This window comes from Moritella sp. 28 (assembly GCF_018219435.1).
Taxonomy (GTDB): Bacteria; Pseudomonadota; Gammaproteobacteria; order Enterobacterales; family Moritellaceae; genus Moritella.
In genome coordinates this window covers 4,862,392-4,888,578 of the sequence record NZ_CP056121.1, presented here as the reverse complement: position 1 = coordinate 4,888,578, position 26,187 = coordinate 4,862,392, and the positions used below count along the sequence as shown (strand labels likewise).

14 protein-coding genes, 3 tRNA genes and 7 rRNA genes are annotated in these 26,187 nt (G+C 43.0%); 20 read left to right on the top strand and 4 right to left on the bottom strand.

The features are described from left to right. The first annotated feature begins 1 nt into the window (after position 1). From dinF to fghA, 3 genes are all read left to right on the top strand, one after another. Positions 2 to 1,336 carry an MATE family efflux transporter DinF gene (gene dinF / locus HWV02_RS21720; RefSeq protein WP_211677829.1) on the top strand — a complete coding sequence of 445 codons (1,335 nt, stop codon included), beginning with the start codon at positions 2 to 4 and terminating at the stop codon, positions 1,334 to 1,336. A gap of 267 nt (positions 1,337 to 1,603) precedes the next feature. Next, positions 1,604 to 2,734: an S-(hydroxymethyl)glutathione dehydrogenase/class III alcohol dehydrogenase gene (locus HWV02_RS21715; RefSeq protein WP_211677828.1), complete on the top strand. Its 1,131-nt coding sequence runs from the start codon at positions 1,604 to 1,606 to the stop codon at positions 2,732 to 2,734. Positions 2,735 to 2,792: 58 nt separating this feature from the next. Further along, on the top strand, positions 2,793 to 3,638 hold the full coding sequence (fghA, locus tag HWV02_RS21710) for an S-formylglutathione hydrolase (protein ID WP_211677827.1): 846 nt from the start codon (positions 2,793 to 2,795) through the stop codon (positions 3,636 to 3,638). A gap of 58 nt (positions 3,639 to 3,696) precedes the next feature. On the opposite strand, the gene trmL is transcribed toward fghA, so the two are convergent. Beyond that, positions 3,697 to 4,161, bottom strand: a complete 465-nt coding sequence (gene trmL, locus HWV02_RS21705; protein WP_211677826.1) for a tRNA (uridine(34)/cytosine(34)/5-carboxymethylaminomethyluridine(34)-2'-O)-methyltransferase TrmL — start codon at positions 4,159 to 4,161, stop codon at positions 3,697 to 3,699. 79 nt (positions 4,162 to 4,240) lie between these two features. Here trmL and HWV02_RS21700 point away from each other — a divergent pair, with 79 nt between their 5' ends. After that, the gene (locus HWV02_RS21700) at positions 4,241 to 4,474 is read left to right on the top strand and encodes a hypothetical protein (protein WP_211677825.1); all 234 of its coding nucleotides are present in this window, start codon (positions 4,241 to 4,243) and stop codon (positions 4,472 to 4,474) included. A gap of 44 nt (positions 4,475 to 4,518) precedes the next feature. Here HWV02_RS21700 and HWV02_RS21695 read toward each other — a convergent pair whose 3' ends face one another. Then, entirely contained in the window at positions 4,519 to 5,811 is a 1,293-nt protein-coding gene (locus HWV02_RS21695) for an ATP-binding protein (RefSeq protein WP_255546970.1), read from the bottom strand. 105 nt (positions 5,812 to 5,916) lie between these two features. After that, on the bottom strand, positions 5,917 to 6,603 hold the full coding sequence (locus HWV02_RS21690) for a response regulator (RefSeq protein WP_211677823.1): 687 nt from the start codon (positions 6,601 to 6,603) through the stop codon (positions 5,917 to 5,919). 434 nt (positions 6,604 to 7,037) lie between these two features. Here HWV02_RS21690 and HWV02_RS21685 point away from each other — a divergent pair, with 434 nt between their 5' ends. The 3 genes from HWV02_RS21685 (at position 7,038) to zapB (ending at position 9,132) form a co-directional block, all read left to right on the top strand. Then, positions 7,038 to 7,928: a cation diffusion facilitator family transporter gene (locus HWV02_RS21685; protein WP_274609798.1), complete on the top strand. Its 891-nt coding sequence runs from the start codon at positions 7,038 to 7,040 to the stop codon at positions 7,926 to 7,928. Between the two features lie 55 nt (positions 7,929 to 7,983). Beyond that, entirely contained in the window at positions 7,984 to 8,745 is a 762-nt protein-coding gene (gene cysE, locus HWV02_RS21680; RefSeq protein WP_370629439.1) for a serine O-acetyltransferase, read from the top strand. A 159-nt stretch (positions 8,746 to 8,904) separates the two neighbouring features. Continuing rightward, the gene (gene zapB, locus HWV02_RS21675; RefSeq protein WP_211673375.1) at positions 8,905 to 9,132 is read left to right on the top strand and encodes a cell division protein ZapB; all 228 of its coding nucleotides are present in this window, start codon (positions 8,905 to 8,907) and stop codon (positions 9,130 to 9,132) included. A gap of 60 nt (positions 9,133 to 9,192) precedes the next feature. Here the strand turns inward: zapB and rraA are convergent, their stop codons facing one another. Continuing rightward, complete coding sequence (gene rraA, locus HWV02_RS21670; protein ID WP_045108663.1) at positions 9,193 to 9,678, bottom strand: ribonuclease E activity regulator RraA; 486 nt, start codon at positions 9,676 to 9,678, stop codon at positions 9,193 to 9,195. A 218-nt stretch (positions 9,679 to 9,896) separates the two neighbouring features. On the opposite strand from rraA, the gene HWV02_RS21665 reads away from it, so the two are divergent. The 13 genes from HWV02_RS21665 (at position 9,897) to HWV02_RS21605 (ending at position 25,989) form a co-directional block, all read left to right on the top strand. Then, complete coding sequence (locus tag HWV02_RS21665) at positions 9,897 to 10,760, top strand: polysaccharide deacetylase family protein (RefSeq protein WP_211677821.1); 864 nt, start codon at positions 9,897 to 9,899, stop codon at positions 10,758 to 10,760. A 19-nt stretch (positions 10,761 to 10,779) separates the two neighbouring features. Then, complete coding sequence (locus HWV02_RS21660) at positions 10,780 to 11,898, top strand: glycosyltransferase (RefSeq protein ID WP_211689307.1); 1,119 nt, start codon at positions 10,780 to 10,782, stop codon at positions 11,896 to 11,898. A 62-nt stretch (positions 11,899 to 11,960) separates the two neighbouring features. Beyond that, positions 11,961 to 12,410 (top strand): DUF411 domain-containing protein, encoded by a 450-nt coding sequence (locus HWV02_RS21655; RefSeq protein ID WP_211677819.1) that lies wholly within the window; start codon positions 11,961 to 11,963, stop codon positions 12,408 to 12,410. Positions 12,411 to 12,878: 468 nt separating this feature from the next. Continuing rightward, positions 12,879 to 14,423 (top strand): 16S ribosomal RNA (locus HWV02_RS21650). A 76-nt stretch (positions 14,424 to 14,499) separates the two neighbouring features. After that, a tRNA-Ile gene (locus tag HWV02_RS21645) sits at positions 14,500 to 14,576 on the top strand. Between the two features lie 21 nt (positions 14,577 to 14,597). After that, a tRNA-Ala gene (locus HWV02_RS21640) sits at positions 14,598 to 14,673 on the top strand. Between the two features lie 276 nt (positions 14,674 to 14,949). After that, positions 14,950 to 17,841: ribosomal RNA gene (locus tag HWV02_RS21635) — 23S ribosomal RNA — on the top strand. A gap of 141 nt (positions 17,842 to 17,982) precedes the next feature. Beyond that, a 5S ribosomal RNA gene (gene rrf, locus HWV02_RS21630) occupies positions 17,983 to 18,098 on the top strand. Positions 18,099 to 18,387: 289 nt separating this feature from the next. Then, positions 18,388 to 19,932: ribosomal RNA gene (locus HWV02_RS21625) — 16S ribosomal RNA — on the top strand. A gap of 119 nt (positions 19,933 to 20,051) precedes the next feature. Beyond that, positions 20,052 to 20,127 (top strand) — tRNA-Glu (locus HWV02_RS21620). 248 nt (positions 20,128 to 20,375) lie between these two features. Then, positions 20,376 to 23,266 (top strand): 23S ribosomal RNA (locus HWV02_RS21615). 140 nt (positions 23,267 to 23,406) lie between these two features. Continuing rightward, a 5S ribosomal RNA gene (gene rrf, locus HWV02_RS21610) occupies positions 23,407 to 23,522 on the top strand. A 922-nt stretch (positions 23,523 to 24,444) separates the two neighbouring features. Beyond that, positions 24,445 to 25,989 (top strand): 16S ribosomal RNA (locus HWV02_RS21605). The 16S, 23S and 5S rRNA genes sit together here with 3 tRNA genes alongside, the layout of an rRNA operon. Positions 25,990 to 26,187 lie beyond the last annotated feature (198 nt).

The following is a 26,187-nucleotide window of genomic DNA, read 5'->3' as shown; positions in this document are numbered from 1 at the left end:
TATGTGGTTATCTATTCCTACTTCGGTGCATCGAAATATCATCGCGTTGGCATTGCCAATGATCTTGTCAAATATCAGTATTCCACTACTAGGTTTGGTTGATAGCATCGTTATTGGTCATCTTGAACAAGCTTGGTATCTCGGTGGCGTAGCATTGGGTTCCACTGTGGTTATGTTTATTGTCTCTATGTGTAATTTCTTACGCATGTCGACAACAGGATTGACTGCACAGGCATTTGGTAAACAAGATAGTTCTGCGATATTAATGACGCTCGCACACGCCTTGTTAATTGCGTTTTGTTTATCCGTTTTATTACTGTTGTGTAAAAATTATATTGTTGAATTAGCCTTAATGCTGACGGAAGCAAGTGACAATGTACAACAAAATGCACAGGCCTATTTATCGATTCGTATGTGGGGTATCCCCGCTGCGTTATTTAATTTTGCGATATTAGGTTGGTTAATAGGCCTGCAAAATATGAAAGCGCCGATGCTGTTATTAATTATTGCTAACGTGTTTAATATTTTCTTAGATATTTTATTTGTGGTGAATTTAGAATGGGGTGTAGAGGGCGCTGCGGCTGCGTCGGTGATTGCAGAGTATGCCGCTTTGTTATTTGGCTTATTATTAGTATTAAAGCAGCTCGGTAAGATTTCGTTACCTCATAGATCTGACATTATCAGTCGTTTATTTGCATCAGATAAATTACAGGGCTTACTGTCACTCAACCGTGATATATTTATCCGTTCGCTCTGTTTACAACTGACATTCGCCTTCATGACATTTAAAGCTGCAAGTTTTGGTGATGAGTATATTGCGGCTAATGCGGTGTTACTCAATTTTCTGATGTTTATCTCTTTTGCGCTGGATGGCGTGGCTTACGCGGTGGAAGCGATGGTCGGTAAGGCGGTTGGCGCTAAAAATACCCTTGCTTATCGTCAATCAATTCTCGCGTCATTGATCTGGGCGGGTATATTTTCCGTTGTTTTCTCTACGATTTTTTTCATCTTTGGCGAGGGAATAGTGCATATGATCACGGATATAGAAAGTGTTAATACCATTGCTGTTGAGTATTTACCTTGGTTAGTGTTATTACCCTTTACAGCTGTATGGTGTTTTGTATTTGATGGTGTATTTATTGGTGCAACTCGGGCAAAAGATATGCGTAACAGCATGTTATTTTGTGTCGTTTGTATATTCTTACCTACATATGTTATTAGCAGTGGATTAGGTAATCATGCTTTATGGCTGGCGATGAATACTTTTATGCTTGCCCGTGGTTTATCACTCGCTTGGTTGCTATCCCCTTCGCTACAAGAGAAGATCATGCAATGAAATTCTATCGACTATACTGAAGAGGTTTAAGCCTTCCTGATAATACAGCACTGTTATCAAGTTCGTTATTAACGAAAAAGAAAGATGAAATTACCGCGGTATTTTTGCTTTCCTTTTTATTGTTACATCTGGGTAAAAGTAATTTGTGTTTAAAGGGTATTATCATTACTGTGCAAATGAATATAATGAACGCCATACAGTATGACTGGTCGTGATGCAGAGATAAGCATTAACGATGATATTAATTTTATCCCAATGGAGATGAACATGACTGACAAATTTATTAAATCTAAAGCGGCTATTGCTTGGGGTCCAAAGCAACCACTATCAATCGAAGAAGTGGATGTAATGTTACCAAGAAAAGGTGAAGTGTTAGTTAAAGTGATCGCATCTGGCGTATGTCATACCGATGCATTCACATTATCGGGAGATGATCCAGAGGGTATCTTCCCCGTAATTTTAGGTCACGAAGGTGGCGGTATTGTAGAACAAATAGGCGAAGGTGTGACGAGCGTGCAAGTTGGCGATCATGTTATCCCTTTATATACGCCAGAATGTGGCGAATGTAAGTTCTGTAAATCAGGTAAAACTAACCTTTGCCAACAGATCCGTGAAACACAAGGTAAAGGCTTAATGCCTGATGGCACGACGCGTTTTTATAAAGACGGTCAGCCAATCTTTCATTACATGGGTTGCTCAACATTCTCTGAATACACTGTATTACCAGAAATTTCGTTAGCGAAAGTTAACAAAGAAGCACCGCTTGAAGAAGTATGTCTACTTGGTTGTGGTGTAACGACAGGTATGGGCGCGGTAATGAATACGGCTAAAGTTGAAGAAGGCGCAACTGTTGCTATCTTCGGTCTAGGCGGTATCGGTCTTTCAGCTGTTATCGGTGCAACGATGGCTAAGGCCAGTCGTATTATTGCCATCGATATTAACGAAAGTAAATTCGAACTAGCGAAGAAATTAGGTGCAACAGACTTCATTAATCCAAAAGATTATGACAAGCCTATTCAAGACGTTATCGTTGAATTAACTGACGGTGGTGTAGATTACTCATTCGAATGTATTGGTAACGTTAACTTAATGCGTTCTGCATTAGAATGTTGTCATAAAGGTTGGGGCGAATCAGTTGTAATTGGTGTAGCGGGCGCAGGTCAAGAGATCTCAACACGTCCATTCCAACTAGTAACTGGTCGTGTATGGCGTGGTTCTGCATTCGGTGGTGTTAAAGGCCGTACAGAACTACCTGATTACGTTGAACGTTACCTACAAGGTGAATTCAAATTAAGTGATTTCATTACGCATACCATGGGTCTTGAAGATATCAATGAATCATTTGATTTAATGCATCGCGGTGAAAGTATCCGTACCGTTATTCATTTCGATAAGTAATTAAAATATGTCCCGCTATTTATAATCTACATAGCGGGACGACTAGTAAAGGTTTGTCATGTCTATAGAAGTTGTTAGTAGTAATAAAATGTTTGGCGGTTGGCAGCATCAATATAACCATGCGTCGACTGTACTAAACTGTCAGATGCGTTTTGCTGTGTATTTACCACCGCAAGCATCCAATATGCGTAAAGTACCTGTGATGTATTGGTTGTCAGGCCTGACGTGTACTGATGAAAACTTTATGCAAAAAGCCGGTGCTCAGCGTATTGCTGCAGAACTGGGTATTGCGATCGTGGCACCGGATACTAGTCCGCGTGGTGAAGGTGTACCTGATGATGTTGACCAAGCGTATGATTTTGGTTTAGGTGCTGGATTCTATGTGAATGCCACACAAGCACCGTGGAACACACATTATCAAATGTATGACTATGTGCTCAATGAATTGCCTGCATTAATTGAAGCTAATTTCCCAGTGACACAAGAGCGTGTCATCAGTGGTCACTCAATGGGTGGTCACGGTGCATTAGTGATGGCATTGCGTAATCCTGAGCGTTATCGTTCAGTAACGGCATTTAGCCCGATTAGTAATCCGATTAATTGCCCTTGGGGGCAAAAAGCGCTGCAAAACTATTTAGGTAAAGACAAAGCAACATGGCAAGAATACGATGCTAGTTTACTGATGGCTAAAGCAGAAACGTTTGTACCAGCAATGGTCGAACAAGGAAAAGATGATTCATTCTTGGATGAGCAACTCAAGCCGAATATGTTGACTGCTGCGGCAGAGAAAAAAGGTTATCCTCTCACGCTAGAAATGCATGATGGTTATGATCATAGTTACTATTTTATCGCTACGTTTATTGAAAAGCATATGCGCTTTCATGCGGCTAATCTAGTAAAATAACGATTATAAATAATTTTACGATAAGGGTGATAGGAATTTTTTCTATCACCCTTTCTTTTTATTTTGAACCCGAAAAATCCAGTTGGCGCCAGCTTTCATAGATGAAAACAGATACCGCGTTCGATAGATTCATGCTGCGACTCTCTGGTAGCATCGGAATTCTTACCTTTTGCTCTTGTGGCAATGTATCGAGTACTTCTGGCGGTAGACCACGTGTTTCAGGTCCAAATAATAAAACATCACCTGCTTGGTATTGTGCTTCATGATGGTATTTTGTGCCTTTGGTTGTACATGCAAAAATACGAGCATCACCTACACAATCTAAAAATGCTTGATAATTAGCATGACGTTTTACGTCTGCAAATTCATGATAATCCAGTCCCGCACGTTTTACCCTTTTATCATCCCATTCAAAACCAAGCGGTTCGATTAAATGTAATTTGAAACCAGAGTTGGCACAAAGGCGAATGATATTACCTGTATTTGGTGGGATCTCAGGTTCAAATAGTGCTACTTGTAACATAATAAAGTCTCAGTTCAGGGTTATATAACGTAGGTACTTTGCGTAGAATAGCAAATTTAACAACCTAATGGTAAAAGTGATGAAAAAGCGTAGTACTTTGATCGTGATAGGCTTGGTAGTATTAAGTGCGATACCTTTTAGCTTAAATATTTTGATTAATATGTTCTTTGATGATCTGGATACTGAAATATATGAGAAGAAAAAAGCGCGGGTAGAACAGCGTCGACAAATAGAAAAGATGTTTCCTGATTTAGATACAAAAACTCCATTGCGTCCGCAGGTTGAAAAGGATAAAAAAGCAGAAGATAAATAAGATTTTAAGTATCTTCTGCTCCCGTTAAACCACAGATGAGCCCATTAGATCATAGGTATAGTAATAGCGATTTTTAAACCTTGAGTATCTCTATTGCTTGCCCGTATCTCGCCATGATGCTGTCGGATTGCATTATCCGTTATTGCGAGTCCCAAACCTGCCCCTCCGGATTCTCGATCGCGCGCTTGTGATACGCGGTAAAACGGTTTGAATATCTGTTCTATCTCATCTTCTGGCACACCAGGACCGTCATCAGTTATCACAAATGTTATTTTATCTAGGTCACTGATTACCGCTAAATGAACTTGTTGATTAGCATAGCGCAATGCATTACGAATAACATTCTCTATAGCGCTGCCGAAGAGTGCTGGAAAACCTTTGATATCCAAGTCTGGAATAGGCTGATGACTGAAATTTTTGTCTAATTGCTCCGCCTCGAAAATAGCATCATCGCAAATAGGCTGTAACAGTGAGTCTAGATTAAATGATTCTTTGGTTGTGGCATTTAATTGTGTTTTCGATAAGTTTAATAGTGCTGCAATCATCTCTTCTAAACGCTGCGACTCATTATCAATACGCACGATCTCTTTGGTCTCACCATAATGGCGCTTAGATAATGCAACTGACATTTTCAGCCGTGTTAAGGGCGATCTCAACTCATGAGAGATATCACTCAATAAACGATGCTGAAGTGAAATATGTTCACGGATAGAAAGCATCATAGTACGTAGACTTCGCGCTAATTCACCAATCTCATCTTGTCTCTGAGTCGCTGGAACGACAGCATCTAAATTACCGTCGGTGATCTCGGATGCGGTTCTTTGTAATTTTTGTAATGGTTTCGAAATATGCCATGCGAGTAGTGCACATAACGGCATACTGACAAACATAGTAATGAAAAGTAATAGAAATGGCCTATCTAATACATTAATTAACCATATGTTGTGCTCTGCTGGTAACTGTTGTGCTGCATACAGCTGAAATTGTTCACCACGTAGTTTTATTGGTATTGGTCCAGTCATTAACCAGTTTTTATATTGTTTTACTTTCGGTTTCGGCGATTCTTCACTTTGCAAAATAAAGCGACGAATGGCTTTAGAAGCTTTGCTACTTGAAATGATATCGCCATTTTCACTAACCAAATAAAAATGTTTTGTCTGTGCTTCTTTAGGGGTTATTAACACTTGTAATGGGATGTTCGGATAGCGATCTGCAGAGCTAGAGATATTATGTGCAATGCTATTTAAAATGCTAGCTGAGCGCGGATCAAGTTGTTTCATGATTCGGCTATCTAAGGTTGGTAGTGCTATAACGACAGCAACCACAAGTAGTAGCATACACCAAAACCAGACAAAAATTTTAACGAACAGTTGATTCAATTTGCGACTCAGCACGTGTTAATAACCTTATTTCAAAAATAATAGAAGCGTAAGATGGGCTGGTTATGTATCTAGCCACATATAACCACGACCACGGAGCGTACGAATTCGCATTTTTTCATCTTTTCTTTCTGGTAACTTCTTACGTAAATTACTTAAATGCATATCAATACTACGGTCAAATGGTGTTAGCTTTTTCCCCAGTACTTGATCGCTTAAATCAGCTTTGGTTAGGATCGTACCAGGCGATGAGATTAGTGCCTCTAATAACATTAGCTCGGTACTGGTTAAGTCAAGCAGAATACTTTGACACCATGCCTCCTGGGTTCGGCTGTTTATTTCAATGTCTAAATGTGTCAACAATTCTGTTTTTTTGGTTGATGTCGTTGGCTCGATTCGACGTAATACAGCTTTAATTCGAGCTAATAGCTCACGATCACTAAATGGTTTTGGTAAATAATCATCGGCACCCATTTCCAAACCAAGTACACGGTCAATTTCATCGCCTTTTGCGGTTAACATTAAGACCGGTGTGCTGTTATCTACTCGAAGTTTTTTTAATACTTCAAAACCGTTTAGTTTTGGCATCATGACATCTAAAAGTACCATATCATATTGACTACTTCTAATTGCGGCTAAACCCGCTTCACCATCATGTACCATATCGACATCGAAATCTTCGAGACTTAGAAATTCAGCGAGTAATTCGGCGAGCTCTTTATCGTCATCAATTAGTAATAATTTAGTCATATTAGGTACTCTGTTAATTGTTTTTATTGTATTAGGATACTGGGTTAAGCGGTAAATAATTCGAAGATTTACCTTGTTTTACATTTTTGTTTCAGCATTATAAAAAATAGTGATACCTAGTCAGTTTAACTAAGATCGTGTAATAAACAATGCAATCTTCAATTAAAGAGCTGAAGATTGTGAGGTGCTACGTAATTGCTTTATTTATGGTTTAGGCTTAATTACACAGTATTTATTACTACAATTTTAGATGAACGAACTAGGATTTAAGCCCTAATTATATCTATGTGTTGCTGCTATCCTAAAATAACAACAGAATATTTTTATTTTCCCTATTTTCTTTGATTTATAGGTTGTTTAAGTGAATAACTTCACGTTGTTTTTCTATTACCCCAGTTTATAATAAACGCATAGATAATATAAAGGGTAACTCTGTGATAGATTCTGATCATGAACAATTAATTAAACGAGCCAGTTATGCTTCTGTTGCTACAGCGGTCATTTTATTATGTAGTAAATTGTTTGTGTGGTTTGCCACTGGGTCGGCATCAATATTAGCCTCATTGACGGATTCATTTTTAGATATTGGTGCATCCATCATTAATTTGTTTGCTATTAAATATGCTTTAGAGCCAGCGGATGATGCGCATCGCTTTGGCCATGGTAAAGCAGAATCTTTAGCTGGATTAGTGCAATCAGCGTTCATTGTTGGCTCATCTATTTTATTAATGCTGCATGGTATTAGCGCATTATTAGATCCTCAGCCGATCGAACGTTCAGAGCTTGGTATCGCTGTATCCATTTTTGCGTTATTAGTAACTTTTATTTTAATTCGTTACCAAACGCATGTTGTGGCTAAAACCGGAAGTATTGCGATTAAAGCTGATTCACTTCATTATAAATCTGACTTGTGGCTTAATGCGACAGTACTTATTGCGCTTAGTTTATCTGCGTATGGTTTTTATTGGGTTGATGGATTAGCGACAATTTTGATATCCTGCTACATATTATACAGTGCGTACGAGATCGGTATGGAGTCAATTCAGACATTATTGGATCATGAATTACCGGCTGAAGATATTGATAAAATAACAGCGATTGTGGTAAATACGGAAAATGTACTCGGACTACATGAGTTACGAACGCGACAATCAGGCTATATGCGTTTTATTCAATTGCATATAGAACTGGATGATCACCTTACTCTGTTTCAGGCCCATGCGATTGCCGATAATGTTGAAACTAATTTACTCTGTGAATTTGTAAATACGGAAGTTCTCATTCATCAAGATCCAATCTCAATTGTAAAGATGAAAAATGATTAATATAAACGTGAATTCTAAATGTTGTAAAGGAATAAACATGGAAGATAAACTTTCAATGTCTTGGCTTAGAATTAGAGATGAAGCTAAATTATTGGTTGAGCAGGAACCGATGCTTGCTAGCTTCTTCCATTCAACAATACTAAATCACGACAGCTTAAAATGCTCATTAAGTTTCCAATTAGCCAATAAACTCGATAGTGCGACAATGCCTGCCATTTTATTACGCGAAGTGATTGAAGAGGCATTAAAAGCAGATCCTACTATTTTACATGCGGTGGGTGCGGATTTATGTGCAGTACAAGAGCGAGACCCTGCGGTTGAATATTTCTCGACACCGTTATTATATTTGAAAGGTTTTCTTGCTCTACAGTCTTATCGAGTTGCCCATTGGTTGTGGAACCAAAAGCGTGAAGCATTAGCGATTTATTTACAAAACCAAATATCAGTGGTGTTTGCTGTTGATATTCATCCAGCGGCTAGAATTGGCAAAGGTATTATGCTTGATCATGCAACTGGTATTGTTATTGGTGAAACAGCAATTGTAGAAGACGACGTGTCAATTTTGCAAAGTGTTACGCTAGGTGGTACAGGTAAAGAAAGTGGTGATCGTCATCCGAAAATTAGAGCGGGTGTAATGATTGGCGCTGGTGCTAAAGTGTTAGGTAATATTGAAGTCGGCAGAGGAGCCAAAGTCGGTGCGGGTAGTGTCGTGCTCGATCATGTACCTGAACATACGACTGTTGCTGGGGTTCCTGCTAAAGTTGTAGGTAGACCTGATTCTGAGATGCCTTCACTAGCGATGAATCAAACAATTTGATGTATTAATGCCAGCGCTCACAAACAAAAAGTTAATTCTGCTTAAGTGCATCATAATTTGACTAATAAGACTTGTTGTAGATTGACTAGCGTTGTATTCTTCTAGCAAGGGATAAGCCCTCTCAGCACAATATTGAATTCTTAAATTATGGGTGAAAAAATGAATTTTGACGTATTAGATAAATTAGAAAGTAAAGTACAAACGGCAGTTGATACCATTTCCCTATTACAAATGGAATTAGAAGAGCTAAAAGAAGAAAACAACCAATTATTAGCGAATAACTCTGAGCTTAAAAGTCAGCAAGATGTATGGCAAGATCGTTTACGTTCTTTGCTAGGCAGAATGGATGAAGTTCAAGAACTAGAAGAGTTAGAAGAAGAAGCATAATTTGATTCAGAGGTATGGTTATGGCTAACTTATACCTCTGTTTCTATATGTTTTTGCGTGTTACTCAATATCTAGCGCATCTGCAGATAGAATAATACCAGTGCTGTCGGCATAAACATGATCGTCAGGTAAGAATGTGACACCGCCAAAATTAACCGCCACATCTAGTTCACCTGTTCGATTATCATCTGCACCAACAGGAATAGAAGCAAGGCTCTGAATTCCAATATTAATATCGTCTAGCTGATCGACTTCTCGAATACTACCGTAAACAATAATGCCTTCCCATTCATTCTCGAATGCCAGTTGGGCAATATCAGAATCAATTAATGCTCTTCTTAATGAACCACCACCATCAATGAGTAGAACTCTACCTAATCCGGCTTGTTGAACTGTTTCAGCAATCAGCCCTAAACTTTCAAAGCATTTAATTGTGGTTATTTGACCACCGAATGATGACTTTCCACCGAAATTCATGAACATAGGTTCAACAACATCAATCATATCTGTATAAATGTCGCATAGTTCAGAAGTATTGTATTCCATGAGCAGCACCTTTTAATAAAGAAAGTTAGGTCATTAGCAATAAATCATAGCACTGTTAGCATATAAATTAAGCCTTTATTATCATTCGATAAATCAAAATTTGGCTTGCGACATAAAAATATAAGCAGTGTTCAGTAAATATCTCTCTAATCCCAAATAGTACGATGTGATGGTCTATTCTTATGATAATAGAGTAGATTGTCGATGAGGGGATCGTTATGGCGATTATTAATGCGTTAACTATCAATGTGGAAGATTATTTTCAAGCCCCCGCTTTTCAATACTGTATTAAGGAAAAAGATTGGAGTCTACTCTCACCTCGCATTGAATATGCAGTAGATAAAATTTTATTATTATTAAGTGATCATAATGTGACAGCCACATTTTTTGTTTACGGTTGGACGATTATTCACTTTCCTTCGATGTTAAAAAAAATAGCAGAACAGGGACATGAACTTGCATATCGACATTATAGCCTGCCCGATACGCAGCATTTCAATAAGCGTAAAATTATTGAAGATTTAAACCGTTATAAAGATCTGTTATCACAAGTCATTGGCCACCGTATCATTGGGTATCGGAGTGATACAAAATTATGCTGTGCGACCTCGGCGTGGTTAGAAGACGAATTAATCTTGGCTGGTTATGAATATAGCTGTGCTAGTCGGGTTCGTAGAGTGGATGTACAAGCGGAGCCTATTGAGTCTGTATTTAGGGATTTTCAGCATTTAAATGTATCAACCCATAAAGTCTTAACTAAGCGATATGAAATTATTAATACCAATAGTATCCGTTTTAGAAAATATGAATCAAGTCGTAAGCTAGTCAGCCAGTTTATGGAAGAAACGAAAACACCTGTGCTAGGGTGTATTTCAACTTGGGTCATGGACAACCAACAACCGAACATTAGAGCAGATAACTTATTTAAAAAATGGTTACACGATTATCACCGTCGTGAGGCGCCCCTCCTTCTACACCAACTATTTTCTGATTATCGCTGGCAAACAATTAGTGATATATATCTGCGGAAAGTATTACAACTTAACAGTATAAAAAAGAGGAAAGGACGCTGTGTAAGTTAATGATAAGGATATTATGAGAATGAAAATTTTACACGTGATCGAAAGTGGTGGTTTTTATGGTGCTGAAAGAGTTTTAATTGAATTAATGCTCGGTTTGAAGGTACTTGGGCATGAAGCCGCTTTGCTTAGCTTTGGTTATAAAGGACAGGCAGAAAAAGAGTTTGAAACAATTTGTCGCCAATACGGCATAACGGTCAATTTAATTAGGGTAAATAAACTCGAATATTTTTGTATCAGTCATTATATAAAAAAATTTGCCGAGAAAAATAGGTTTGATATTGTCCACTCTCACGGTTATAAATTCAATATACTGTTTGGTTTGATGTTGAAACGAAACCGCTTTAAATGTTTTTGTTCAACCGTACATGGTTATGTATCCGCACCTAGATTTAGTAAAATGGCATTTTATCAATATTTGGATAAGTACTCATTAAAGCAATTAAATCGGGTTTTTCTTGTTAGTCAGCACATGACTAATCTACCAAGTGTTCAAGGGTTAGAAGCAAACCAATATACGGTTATTGAGAATGGTATCGGTGGTTACATGCCGATGTGTGAGATTGAAGAGCGTTTAAGTACTTTTTTACATAATAAAACAACACGATTAATGGCTGTAGGTCGTCTTGCTGTTGAAAAAAGTTTCGATACACTTATCGACGCATTACCCAAGTTGATAAAAAATGATCCGAATACTGTACTTGTTATATTTGGTGCCGGTAGGGAGGAGTATCGATTACGAGAAAAAATCAGGACGTTGGATTTAGATGAACATGTCCTACTATTTGGCTTTGTAGAATCACTACCAAGTTATTTTAGCCATTTTGATGTTTTCGTTATGCCCTCTATTACAGAAGGTACACCAATCGCTTTACTAGAAGCTATGCAGGCTAGAGTTCCTTGCGTTGTTACTAATGTTGGTGGTATGCCACATATGCTGGCACATGGTCGTGGGGGGTGGATAGTTCCACCTAAAGATCCCGATGCCTTACAGTCTGCAATAACCAAAAGTTTGATTCATAGTCAAAGCCAAATTAAAACTACCTTTGCTTATGACCGTGTTATGCATGAATTTAACTACCTTCATATGAGTCAACAATATCTAAACGCTTATCACAATTTGCTGATTCGCTCTTCTTAATGCAATTGACCTTACCTCAACTGGAATGCTTATCATTATTTTCTTTTTTTTAGGATCTTCTGATGACATTTATTGCTAAAATTTTAAAACCTGTCTTACTCACTAGTAGTTTAATTGGTAGTGCTGCATTGGCTGAAGAGATGACTGTATATAAATCGCAGTATTGTGGTTGCTGTACAGAGTGGGCTGAGCAAATGGAAGATGCGGGATTTTCATTAACGGTTATTAACAATGAATATATGAGTGATGTAAAGAATCAATATGGCGTACCTCATAACCTGCGATCTTGTCATACAGCAATAGTTAATGATTATACTATCGAAGGCCATGTTCCTGCCGCTGATATCAAGAAGCTATTAGCTCAGAATAAAAGAGTCACTGGCATTGCAACTCCCGGCATGCCACAGAGTGCACCAGGTATGGATGTTCCCGGCGCGAGTGATGCATATCAAGTCGTAGCCTTTAATAAAGCGGGTATGCAGTATGTCTATAATGAATACAATCAGAAATAGATTACTTCTTATACGTTAAGGTGTGTTTAACAGCTTGGTAACGCGGATTCTTGGTTTTTAGTGACTAATTAATGAAATCACTTGCTTGAAGTCATTAGTTCTCTATAATGCGACCTCACTGACACGGCAACAGCCGCTAAGTAAAGGTGTTTATCAGTATCGAAAGTTACTTTTTAAACTTCCTGAAATAAAGTGCAAATATGTACTTGACTTCGAAATTGGTTTGCGTAGAATACGCAGCCTGACTACGACGGATGACGTCAAGGTCAATGCTCTTTAACAATTTATTCAAGCAATCTGTGTGAGCACTTGCAGAGATATAATGACCAAAAATTATATCAATGTAATTGTGAACATTAAATTAAATCGAAAGATTTGGTTTTATAAACAACAAATCTCGGTTTGTTGTTGAAGTACAGAATTCATTGAGCCGACTTAATCAACATCGTTGATTAGTCAAAAAACTTTTAATTGAAGAGTTTGATCATGGCTCAGATTGAACGCTGGCGGTAGGCTTAACACATGCAAGTCGAGCGGAAACGAAGAATAGCTTGCTATTCTGGCGTCGAGCGGCGGACGGGTGAGTAATGCTTGGGAATCTGCCTAGTCGAGGGGGACAACAGTTGGAAACGACTGCTAATACCGCATACGACCTACGGGTGAAAGGGGGCCTCTTCTTGAAAGCTCTCGCGACTAGATGAGCCCAAGTGGGATTAGCTTGTTGGTGAGGTAAGAGCTCACCAAGGCGACGATCCCTAGCTGGTCTGAGAGGATGATCAGCCACACTGGAACTGAGACACGGTCCAGACTCCTACGGGAGGCAGCAGTGGGGAATATTGCACAATGGGGGAAACCCTGATGCAGCCATACCGCGTGTATGAAGAAGGCCTTAGGGTTGTAAAGTACTTTCAGCGAGGAGGAAAGGCAGTAGATTAATACTCTACTGCTGTGACGTTACTCGCAGAAGAAGCACCGGCTAACTCCGTGCCAGCAGCCGCGGTAATACGGAGGGTGCAAGCGTTAATCGGAATTACTGGGCGTAAAGCGCATGCAGGCGGTTTGTTAAGCGAGATGTGAAAGCCCCGGGCTCAACCTGGGAACTGCATTTCGAACTGGCAAACTAGAGTTCTTGAGAGGGTGGTAGAATTTCAGGTGTAGCGGTGAAATGCGTAGAGATCTGAAGGAATACCAGTGGCGAAGGCGGCCACCTGGCAAGTAACTGACGCTCAGATGCGAAAGCGTGGGTAGCAAACGGGATTAGATACCCCGGTAGTCCACGCCGTAAACGATGTCTACTCGGAGTTTGGTTCCTTGAGAACTGGGCTCTTAAGCTAACGCATTAAGTAGACCGCCTGGGGAGTACGGCCGCAAGGTTAAAACTCAAATGAATTGACGGGGGCCCGCACAAGCGGTGGAGCATGTGGTTTAATTCGATGCAACGCGAAGAACCTTACCTACTCTTGACATCCATAGAACTTTTCAGAGATGAATTGGTGCCTTCGGGAACTATGAGACAGGTGCTGCATGGCTGTCGTCAGCTCGTGTTGTGAAATGTTGGGTTAAGTCCCGCAACGAGCGCAACCCTTATCCTTATTTGCCAGCACGTAATGGTGGGAACTCTAAGGAGACTGCCGGTGATAAACCGGAGGAAGGTGGGGACGACGTCAAGTCATCATGGCCCTTACGAGTAGGGCTACACACGTGCTACAATGGCGCATACAAAGGGCTGCAAACCAGCAATGGTAAGCGAATCCCATAAAGTGCGTCGTAGTCCGGATTGGGGTCTGCAACTCGACCCCATGAAGTCGGAATCGCTAGTAATCGTGAATCAGAATGTCACGGTGAATACGTTCCCGGGCCTTGTACACACCGCCCGTCACACCATGGGAGTGGGCTGCACCAGAAGTCATTAGCTTAACCTTCGGGAGGGCGATGACCACGGTGTGGTTCATGACTGGGGTGAAGTCGTAACAAGGTAGCCCTAGGGGAACCTGGGGCTGGATCACCTCCTTACGTAAAGTTGTTAATTTTTGTAAGTGCCCACACAAATTGCTTGAATAGAGAAATTAAAGACATAGTAAATGTCAGTAGGACTGTAGCTCAGTTGGTTAGAGCGCGCCCCTGATAAGGGTGAGGTCGGTAGTTCAAATCTACTCAGTCCTACCAATTTACTAGCCACAATGATGTGGGGCTATAGCTCAGCTGGGAGAGCGCCTGCCTTGCACGCAGGAGGTCTGCGGTTCGATCCCGCATAGCTCCACCACATCATGTTCTCAGGAAGAGACCAAAGTTAAATCTGCTTATGTATAGCAAGCGACTTAACTTTGGTTTTTTTAACTCTGAAATTCAGGGTTAGAGACGAAAACTTTGCTTTTTAGCAAATGCTCTTTAAAAATTTGGAAAGCTGAATAAATAAAGAAGTTCTTAAAACACGTTATTACTTCGGTAATAACAATATAGTGTTCTTGAGTATTCTTGAGGCGAAAAAAACTAGATAATACCTAGTTATTTCAATTGTACGGTCGACTTTAGATTGTATGGTTAAGTGACTAAGCGTATACGGTGGATGCCTAGGCAGTCAGAGGCGATGAAGGACGTGTTAATCTGCGTTAAGCTGTGGGGAGTTGATAAAAAGCGTTAATCCACAGATTTCCGAATGGGGGAACCCACTCTACTTTGTAGAGTATCGTAACGTGAATACATAGCGTTACGAAGCGAACCGGGAGAACTGAAACATCTAAGTACCCCGAGGAAAAGAAATCAATAGAGATACCCTTAGTAGCGGCGAGCGAACGGGGTCTAGCCCTTAAGCAGTTTGGAAGTTAGTGGAAGATTCTGGAAAGTTTCACGATACAGGGTGATAGTCCCGTACATGAAAACGACCTTACTGTGAAATCGAGTAGGACGGCACACGTGATATGCTGTTTGAATATGGGAGGACCATCTTCCAAGGCTAAATACTACTGACTGACCGATAGTGAACCAGTACCGTGAGGGAAAGGCGAAAAGAACCCCTGTGAGGGGAGTGAAATAGAACCTGAAACCGTATACGTACAAGCAGTGGGAGCAGACTTGTTCTGTGACTGCGTACCTTTTGTATAATGGGTCAACGACTTAATTTCAGTAGCAAGGTTAAGCGAATAGCGGAGCCGTAGGGAAACCGAGTGTTAACTGCGCGAATAGTTGCTGGGATTAGACCCGAAACCCGGTGATCTAGCCATGGGCAGGTTGAAGGTTGAGTAACATCAACTGGAGGACCGAACCGACTAATGTTGAAAAATTAGCGGATGACTTGTGGCTGGGGGTGAAAGGCCAATCAAACCGGGAGATAGCTGGTTCTCCTCGAAAGCTATTTAGGTAGCGCCTCGCGTCTAACTATTGGGGGTAGAGCACTGTTAAGGCTAGGGGGTCATCCCGACTTACCAACCCTTTGCAAACTCCGAATACCAATAAGTTCAATCGCGGGAGACACACGGCGGGTGCTAACGTCCGTCGTGGAAAGGGAAACAACCCAGACCGTCAGCTAAGGTCCCAAAGTGTATGTTAAGTGGGAAACGATGTGGAAAGGCTCAGACAGCCAGGAAGTTGGCTTAGAAGCAGCCATCTTTTAAAGAAAGCGTAATAGCTCACTGGTCGAGTCGGTCTGCGCGGAAGATTTAACGGGGCTAAACATACCACCGAAGCTACGGATGCAAGACTTGTTCTTGCATGGTAGAGGAGCGTTCTGTAAGCCGTCGAAGGTGAGTTGAGAAGCTTGCTGGAGGTATCAGAAGTGCGAATGTTGACATGAGTAACGATAATGGGGGTGAAAAACCTCCACGCCGAAAGACCAAGGGTTCCTGTCCAACGTTAATCGGGGCAGGGTGAGTCGACCCCTAAGGCGAGGCCGAAAGGCGTAGTCGATGGGAAACAGGTTAATATTCCTGTACTCACTTATATTGCGATGGGGTGACGGAGAAGGTTAGGCTAGCATGGCGATGGTTGTCCATGTTTAAGGTTGTAGGCTGTATGCTTAGGTAAATCCGGGCGTACATTAAGGCTGAGAGCTGATGACGAGTCTCTACGGAGATGAAGTAGTTGATACCCGGCTTCCAGGAAAAACCTCTAAGCTTCAGATATAAGAGAATCGTACCCCAAACCGACACAGGTGGTTAGGTAGAGAATACTAAGGCGCTTGAGAGAACTCGGGTGAAGGAACTAGGCAAAATGGTACCGTAACTTCGGGAGAAGGTACGCCGATGATGGTGAAGGACTTGCTCCGTAAGCTATTGTCGGTCGCAGAGAAATGGTGGCTGCAACTGTTTATTAAAAACACAGCACTGTGCAAAATCGAAAGATGACGTATACGGTGTGACGCCTGCCCGGTGCCGGAAGGTTAATTGATTGGGTTAGACTTAGGTCGAAGCTCATGATCGAAGCCCCGGTAAACGGCGGCCGTAACTATAACGGTCCTAAGGTAGCGAAATTCCTTGTCGGGTAAGTTCCGACCTGCACGAATGGCGTAATGATGGCCACGCTGTCTCCACCCGAGACTCAGTGAAATTGAAATCGCTGTTAAGATGCAGTGTACCCGCGGCTAGACGGAAAGACCCCGTGAACCTTTACTATAGCTTGGCACTGAACATTGAACCTACATGTGTAGGATAGGTGGGAGACGTTGAAGCATTGTCGCTAGATGATGTGGAGTCAACCTTGAAATACCACCCTTGTACGTTTGATGTTCTAACGTAGGCCCCTTATCGGGGTTGCGGACAGTGTCTGGTGGGTAGTTTGACTGGGGCGGTCTCCTCCCAAAGAGTAACGGAGGAGCACGAAGGTTGGCTAAACATGGTTGGACATCATGTGGTTAGTGCAAAGGCATAAGCCAGCTTAACTGCGAGACAGACACGTCGAGCAGGTACGAAAGTAGGTCTTAGTGATCCGGTGGTTCTGAATGGAAGGGCCATCGCTCAACGGATAAAAGGTACTCCGGGGATAACAGGCTGATACCGCCCAAGAGTTCATATCGACGGCGGTGTTTGGCACCTCGATGTCGGCTCATCACATCCTGGGGCTGAAGTTGGTCCCAAGGGTATGGCTGTTCGCCATTTAAAGTGGTACGCGAGCTGGGTTTAGAACGTCGTGAGACAGTTCGGTCCCTATCTGCCGTGGGCGTTTGAGAATTGAGAGGAGCTGCTCCTAGTACGAGAGGACCGGAGTGGACGAACCACTGGTGTTCGGGTTGTTATGCCAATAGCATTGCCCGGTAGCTAAGTTCGGAACTGATAACCGCTGAAAGCATCTAAGCGGGAAGCAGGCCTCGAGATGAGTTCTCACTGGGACTTTAAGTCCCCTGAAGGGCCGTTGGAGACTACAACGTTGATAGGCAAGGTGTGTAAGTGCTGTGAGGCATTGAGCTAACTTGTACTAATTACCCGTGAGGCTTAACCATACAAATTAAAGTATGATTAATTGAAATATCGACTTAAGAATTGATTGAACACTACTATTTATCGAAAGATAGGTTTTAAAGACTTCTTTATTTATAGCTTTTCAGATTTTAAAGATACAACTTGAAAGCAAACCAAATTTGCTTGGTGACCATAGTGTTGCGGTACCACCTGATCCCATTCCGAACTCAGTAGTGAAACGTAATAACGCCGATGGTAGTGTGGGGCTTCCCCATGTGAGAGTAGGGCATCGCCAAGCGCCAAATTAAATTGTTGTAACGATAGTTACAGCAATTTTCAGATAACACTCCTTGAGTGATATTTGAAAATTGCCGTGTTTAACACGCCAATGCTCTTTAACAATTTATTCAAGCAATCTGTGTGAGCACTTGCAGAGATATAATGACCAAAAATTATATCAATGTAATTGTGAACATTAAATTAAATCGAAAGATTTGGTTTTATAAACAACAAACCTCGGTTTGTTGTTGAAGTACAGAATTCATTGAGCCGACTTAATCAACATCGTTGATTAGTCAAAAAACTTTTAATTGAAGAGTTTGATCATGGCTCAGATTGAACGCTGGCGGTAGGCTTAACACATGCAAGTCGAGCGGAAACGAAGAATAGCTTGCTATTCTGGCGTCGAGCGGCGGACGGGTGAGTAATGCTTGGGAATCTGCCTAGTCGAGGGGGACAACAGTTGGAAACGACTGCTAATACCGCATACGACCTACGGGTGAAAGGGGGCCTCTTCTTGAAAGCTCTCGCGACTAGATGAGCCCAAGTGGGATTAGCTTGTTGGTGAGGTAAGAGCTCACCAAGGCGACGATCCCTAGCTGGTCTGAGAGGATGATCAGCCACACTGGAACTGAGACACGGTCCAGACTCCTACGGGAGGCAGCAGTGGGGAATATTGCACAATGGGGGAAACCCTGATGCAGCCATACCGCGTGTATGAAGAAGGCCTTAGGGTTGTAAAGTACTTTCAGCGAGGAGGAAAGGCAGTAGATTAATACTCTACTGCTGTGACGTTACTCGCAGAAGAAGCACCGGCTAACTCCGTGCCAGCAGCCGCGGTAATACGGAGGGTGCAAGCGTTAATCGGAATTACTGGGCGTAAAGCGCATGCAGGCGGTTTGTTAAGCGAGATGTGAAAGCCCCGGGCTCAACCTGGGAACTGCATTTCGAACTGGCAAACTAGAGTTCTTGAGAGGGTGGTAGAATTTCAGGTGTAGCGGTGAAATGCGTAGAGATCTGAAGGAATACCAGTGGCGAAGGCGGCCACCTGGCAAGTAACTGACGCTCAGATGCGAAAGCGTGGGTAGCAAACGGGATTAGATACCCCGGTAGTCCACGCCGTAAACGATGTCTACTCGGAGTTTGGTTCCTTGAGAACTGGGCTCTTAAGCTAACGCATTAAGTAGACCGCCTGGGGAGTACGGCCGCAAGGTTAAAACTCAAATGAATTGACGGGGGCCCGCACAAGCGGTGGAGCATGTGGTTTAATTCGATGCAACGCGAAGAACCTTACCTACTCTTGACATCCATAGAACTTTTCAGAGATGAATTGGTGCCTTCGGGAACTATGAGACAGGTGCTGCATGGCTGTCGTCAGCTCGTGTTGTGAAATGTTGGGTTAAGTCCCGCAACGAGCGCAACCCTTATCCTTATTTGCCAGCACGTAATGGTGGGAACTCTAAGGAGACTGCCGGTGATAAACCGGAGGAAGGTGGGGACGACGTCAAGTCATCATGGCCCTTACGAGTAGGGCTACACACGTGCTACAATGGCGCATACAAAGGGCTGCAAACCAGCAATGGTAAGCGAATCCCATAAAGTGCGTCGTAGTCCGGATTGGGGTCTGCAACTCGACCCCATGAAGTCGGAATCGCTAGTAATCGTGAATCAGAATGTCACGGTGAATACGTTCCCGGGCCTTGTACACACCGCCCGTCACACCATGGGAGTGGGCTGCACCAGAAGTCATTAGCTTAACCTTCGGGAGGGCGATGACCACGGTGTGGTTCATGACTGGGGTGAAGTCGTAACAAGGTAGCCCTAGGGGAACCTGGGGCTGGATCACCTCCTTACGTAAAGTTGTTAGTTTTTGTAAGTGCCCACACAAATTGCTTGAATAGAAACGTTAAAGACAGTCTTATGAAAATAAGACAACGTTTGGGATGAAATCCAAACGTAGAAAGTAAATAGTGTCCCGTTCGTCTAGAGGCCTAGGACACCGCCCTTTCACGGCGGTAACACGAGTTCAAATCTCGTACGGGATACCATCTTTCTTCTGTAAGGAAGATGGAGTATTTTTTCTTTCTGATTAAAAATCAAAGCTAAGCAGCGAATGCTTATCTTTGCTTTTTAGCAAATTGCTCTTTAAAAATTTGGAAAGCTGAATAAATAAAGAAGTTCTTAAAACACGTTATTACTTCGGTAATAACAATATAGTGTTCTTGAGTATTCTTGAGGCGAAAAAAACTAGATAATACCTAGTTATTTCAATTGTACGGTCGACTTTAGATTGTATGGTTAAGTGACTAAGCGTATACGGTGGATGCCTAGGCAGTCAGAGGCGATGAAGGACGTGTTAATCTGCGTTAAGCTGTGGGGAGTTGATAAAAAGCGTTAATCCACAGATTTCCGAATGGGGGAACCCACTCTACTTTGTAGAGTATCGTAACGTGAATACATAGCGTTACGAAGCGAACCGGGAGAACTGAAACATCTAAGTACCCCGAGGAAAAGAAATCAATAGAGATACCCTTAGTAGCGGCGAGCGAACGGGGTCTAGCCCTTAAGCAGTTTGGAAGTTAGTGGAAGATTCTGGAAAGTTTCACGATACAGGGTGATAGTCCCGTACATGAAAACGACCTTACTGTGAAATCGAGTAGGACGGCACACGTGATATGCTGTTTGAATATGGGAGGACCATCTTCCAAGGCTAAATACTACTGACTGACCGATAGTGAACCAGTACCGTGAGGGAAAGGCGAAAAGAACCCCTGTGAGGGGAGTGAAATAGAACCTGAAACCGTATACGTACAAGCAGTGGGAGCAGACTTGTTCTGTGACTGCGTACCTTTTGTATAATGGGTCAACGACTTAATTTCAGTAGCAAGGTTAAGCGAATAGCGGAGCCGTAGGGAAACCGAGTGTTAACTGCGCGAATAGTTGCTGGGATTAGACCCGAAACCCGGTGATCTAGCCATGGGCAGGTTGAAGGTTGAGTAACATCAACTGGAGGACCGAACCGACTAATGTTGAAAAATTAGCGGATGACTTGTGGCTGGGGGTGAAAGGCCAATCAAACCGGGAGATAGCTGGTTCTCCTCGAAAGCTATTTAGGTAGCGCCTCGCGTCTAACTATTGGGGGTAGAGCACTGTTAAGGCTAGGGGGTCATCCCGACTTACCAACCCTTTGCAAACTCCGAATACCAATAAGTTCAATCGCGGGAGACACACGGCGGGTGCTAACGTCCGTCGTGGAAAGGGAAACAACCCAGACCGTCAGCTAAGGTCCCAAAGTGTATGTTAAGTGGGAAACGATGTGGAAAGGCTCAGACAGCCAGGAAGTTGGCTTAGAAGCAGCCATCTTTTAAAGAAAGCGTAATAGCTCACTGGTCGAGTCGGTCTGCGCGGAAGATTTAACGGGGCTAAACATACCACCGAAGCTACGGATGCAAGACTTGTTCTTGCATGGTAGAGGAGCGTTCTGTAAGCCGTCGAAGGTGAGTTGAGAAGCTTGCTGGAGGTATCAGAAGTGCGAATGTTGACATGAGTAACGATAATGGGGGTGAAAAACCTCCACGCCGAAAGACCAAGGGTTCCTGTCCAACGTTAATCGGGGCAGGGTGAGTCGACCCCTAAGGCGAGGCCGAAAGGCGTAGTCGATGGGAAACAGGTTAATATTCCTGTACTCACTTATATTGCGATGGGGTGACGGAGAAGGTTAGGCTAGCATGGCGATGGTTGTCCATGTTTAAGGTTGTAGGCTGTGTGCTTAGGTAAATCCGGGCGCACATTAGGCTGAGAGCTGATGACGAGTCTCTACGGAGATGAAGTAGTTGATACCCGGCTTCCAGGAAAAACCTCTAAGCTTCAGATATAAGAGAATCGTACCCCAAACCGACACAGGTGGTTAGGTAGAGAATACTAAGGCGCTTGAGAGAACTCGGGTGAAGGAACTAGGCAAAATGGTACCGTAACTTCGGGAGAAGGTACGCCGATGATGGTGAAGGACTTGCTCCGTAAGCTATTGTCGGTCGCAGAGAAATGGTGGCTGCAACTGTTTATTAAAAACACAGCACTGTGCAAAATCGAAAGATGACGTATACGGTGTGACGCCTGCCCGGTGCCGGAAGGTTAATTGATTGGGTTAGACTTAGGTCGAAGCTCATGATCGAAGCCCCGGTAAACGGCGGCCGTAACTATAACGGTCCTAAGGTAGCGAAATTCCTTGTCGGGTAAGTTCCGACCTGCACGAATGGCGTAATGATGGCCACGCTGTCTCCACCCGAGACTCAGTGAAATTGAAATCGCTGTTAAGATGCAGTGTACCCGCGGCTAGACGGAAAGACCCCGTGAACCTTTACTATAGCTTGGCACTGAACATTGAACCTACATGTGTAGGATAGGTGGGAGACGTTGAAGCATTGTCGCTAGATGATGTGGAGTCAACCTTGAAATACCACCCTTGTACGTTTGATGTTCTAACGTAGGCCCCTTATCGGGGTTGCGGACAGTGTCTGGTGGGTAGTTTGACTGGGGCGGTCTCCTCCCAAAGAGTAACGGAGGAGCACGAAGGTTGGCTAAACATGGTTGGACATCATGTGGTTAGTGCAAAGGCATAAGCCAGCTTAACTGCGAGACAGACACGTCGAGCAGGTACGAAAGTAGGTCTTAGTGATCCGGTGGTTCTGAATGGAAGGGCCATCGCTCAACGGATAAAAGGTACTCCGGGGATAACAGGCTGATACCGCCCAAGAGTTCATATCGACGGCGGTGTTTGGCACCTCGATGTCGGCTCATCACATCCTGGGGCTGAAGTTGGTCCCAAGGGTATGGCTGTTCGCCATTTAAAGTGGTACGCGAGCTGGGTTTAGAACGTCGTGAGACAGTTCGGTCCCTATCTGCCGTGGGCGTTTGAGAATTGAGAGGAGCTGCTCCTAGTACGAGAGGACCGGAGTGGACGAACCACTGGTGTTCGGGTTGTTATGCCAATAGCATTGCCCGGTAGCTAAGTTCGGAACTGATAACCGCTGAAAGCATCTAAGCGGGAAGCAGGCCTCGAGATGAGTTCTCACTGGGACTTTAAGTCCCCTGAAGGGCCGTTGGAGACTACAACGTTGATAGGCAAGGTGTGTAAGTGCTGTGAGGCATTGAGCTAACTTGTACTAATTACCCGTGAGGCTTAACCATACAAATTAAAGTATGATTAATTGAAATACGACTTAAGAATAGATTGAACACTACTATTTATCGAAAGATAGGTTTTAAAGACTTCTTTATTTATAGCTTTTCAGATTTTAAAGATACAACTTGAAAGCAAACCAAATTTGCTTGGTGACCATAGTGTTGCGGTACCACCTGATCCCATTCCGAACTCAGTAGTGAAACGTAATAACGCCGATGGTAGTGTGGGGCTTCCCCATGTGAGAGTAGGGCATCGCCAAGCGCCAAATTAGAGAGAGCCGATATCAGTAATGATATCGGCTTTTTTGTGTCTGTAATTTACACCTGTGATGTGATTATTGCGCGTTTGAATTAAAAATACCGAGCTTAACCAGCAGCGTTGGTTGCTATAAACGTATTCCAACTAATAAAAAACCAGCCGATGGCTGGTTTTTGTGTATTTAAAGTTGGATTAATTAAAGTCAGCGATAATGTACAGGTGCTAGCTTGTAAAAATACGCAGTTCTCTTTCGCTGAACTGAATATCGGGTCTTATTATCGCGGAATATACACGTGTAATAATTTATTTATGCTAAAACCGTTTTATTTTGGCTGTAAAATGGCGTAATTGGACGCTAAGGACTAAACTTAATATCCTTGCTCGATAGTATTACCCTTAAAGTAAATCTGTAACGCAAGTTCAGGCCAATCATATTATGCTGTAATTATCACCGTTCGTATGAATCGTGATCGTTAATGCACGTGTTATTGCTGGTTTTTCCTGCACTAAATATTAAATCAATATAAGTGCATAAAATGGATTGCTAATGTGATCTAAATCCCTATAATGCATCCCACTGACACGGCAAGAGCCGCTCAGTAAGGTGTTTAAAAAGAACTTAGGTTACTTTTTAAACGTCCTGAATAAAGCATAAATATGTGCTTGACTTCGAATCTGGTTTGCGTAGAATACGCAGCCTGACTAAGACGCAAAGCGTTGATGTCAATGCTCTTTAACAATTTATTCAAGCAATCTGTGTGAGCACTTGCAGAGATATAATGACCAAAAATTATATCAATGTAATTGTGAACATTAAATTAAATCGAAAGATTTGGTTTTATAAACAACAAACCTCGGTTTGTTGTTGAAGTACAGAATTCATTGAGCCGACTTAATCAACATCGTTGATTAGTCAAAAAACTTTTAATTGAAGAGTTTGATCATGGCTCAGATTGAACGCTGGCGGTAGGCTTAACACATGCAAGTCGAGCGGAAACGAAGAATAGCTTGCTATTCTGGCGTCGAGCGGCGGACGGGTGAGTAATGCTTGGGAATCTGCCTAGTCGAGGGGGACAACAGTTGGAAACGACTGCTAATACCGCATACGACCTACGGGTGAAAGGGGGCCTCTTCTTGAAAGCTCTCGCGACTAGATGAGCCCAAGTGGGATTAGCTTGTTGGTGAGGTAAGAGCTCACCAAGGCGACGATCCCTAGCTGGTCTGAGAGGATGATCAGCCACACTGGAACTGAGACACGGTCCAGACTCCTACGGGAGGCAGCAGTGGGGAATATTGCACAATGGGGGAAACCCTGATGCAGCCATACCGCGTGTATGAAGAAGGCCTTAGGGTTGTAAAGTACTTTCAGCGAGGAGGAAAGGCAGTAGATTAATACTCTACTGCTGTGACGTTACTCGCAGAAGAAGCACCGGCTAACTCCGTGCCAGCAGCCGCGGTAATACGGAGGGTGCAAGCGTTAATCGGAATTACTGGGCGTAAAGCGCATGCAGGCGGTTTGTTAAGCGAGATGTGAAAGCCCCGGGCTCAACCTGGGAACTGCATTTCGAACTGGCAAACTAGAGTTCTTGAGAGGGTGGTAGAATTTCAGGTGTAGCGGTGAAATGCGTAGAGATCTGAAGGAATACCAGTGGCGAAGGCGGCCACCTGGCAAGTAACTGACGCTCAGATGCGAAAGCGTGGGTAGCAAACGGGATTAGATACCCCGGTAGTCCACGCCGTAAACGATGTCTACTCGGAGTTTGGTTCCTTGAGAACTGGGCTCTTAAGCTAACGCATTAAGTAGACCGCCTGGGGAGTACGGCCGCAAGGTTAAAACTCAAATGAATTGACGGGGGCCCGCACAAGCGGTGGAGCATGTGGTTTAATTCGATGCAACGCGAAGAACCTTACCTACTCTTGACATCCATAGAACTTTTCAGAGATGAATTGGTGCCTTCGGGAACTATGAGACAGGTGCTGCATGGCTGTCGTCAGCTCGTGTTGTGAAATGTTGGGTTAAGTCCCGCAACGAGCGCAACCCTTATCCTTATTTGCCAGCACGTAATGGTGGGAACTCTAAGGAGACTGCCGGTGATAAACCGGAGGAAGGTGGGGACGACGTCAAGTCATCATGGCCCTTACGAGTAGGGCTACACACGTGCTACAATGGCGCATACAAAGGGCTGCAAACCAGCAATGGTAAGCGAATCCCATAAAGTGCGTCGTAGTCCGGATTGGGGTCTGCAACTCGACCCCATGAAGTCGGAATCGCTAGTAATCGTGAATCAGAATGTCACGGTGAATACGTTCCCGGGCCTTGTACACACCGCCCGTCACACCATGGGAGTGGGCTGCACCAGAAGTCATTAGCTTAACCTTCGGGAGGGCGATGACCACGGTGTGGTTCATGACTGGGGTGAAGTCGTAACAAGGTAGCCCTAGGGGAACCTGGGGCTGGATCACCTCCTTACGTAAAGTTGTTAATTTTTGTAAGTGCCCACACAAATTGCTTGAATAGAAAGTTGAATAGTATGTCTTACTAATAGTAAGACGCTAGTAAGCAAAGATAAGCAATCGCTTGTTTATCTTTGCTTTTTAGCAAATTGCTCTTTAAAAATTTGGAAAGCTGAATAAATAAAGAAGTTCTTAAAACACGTTATTGCTTCGG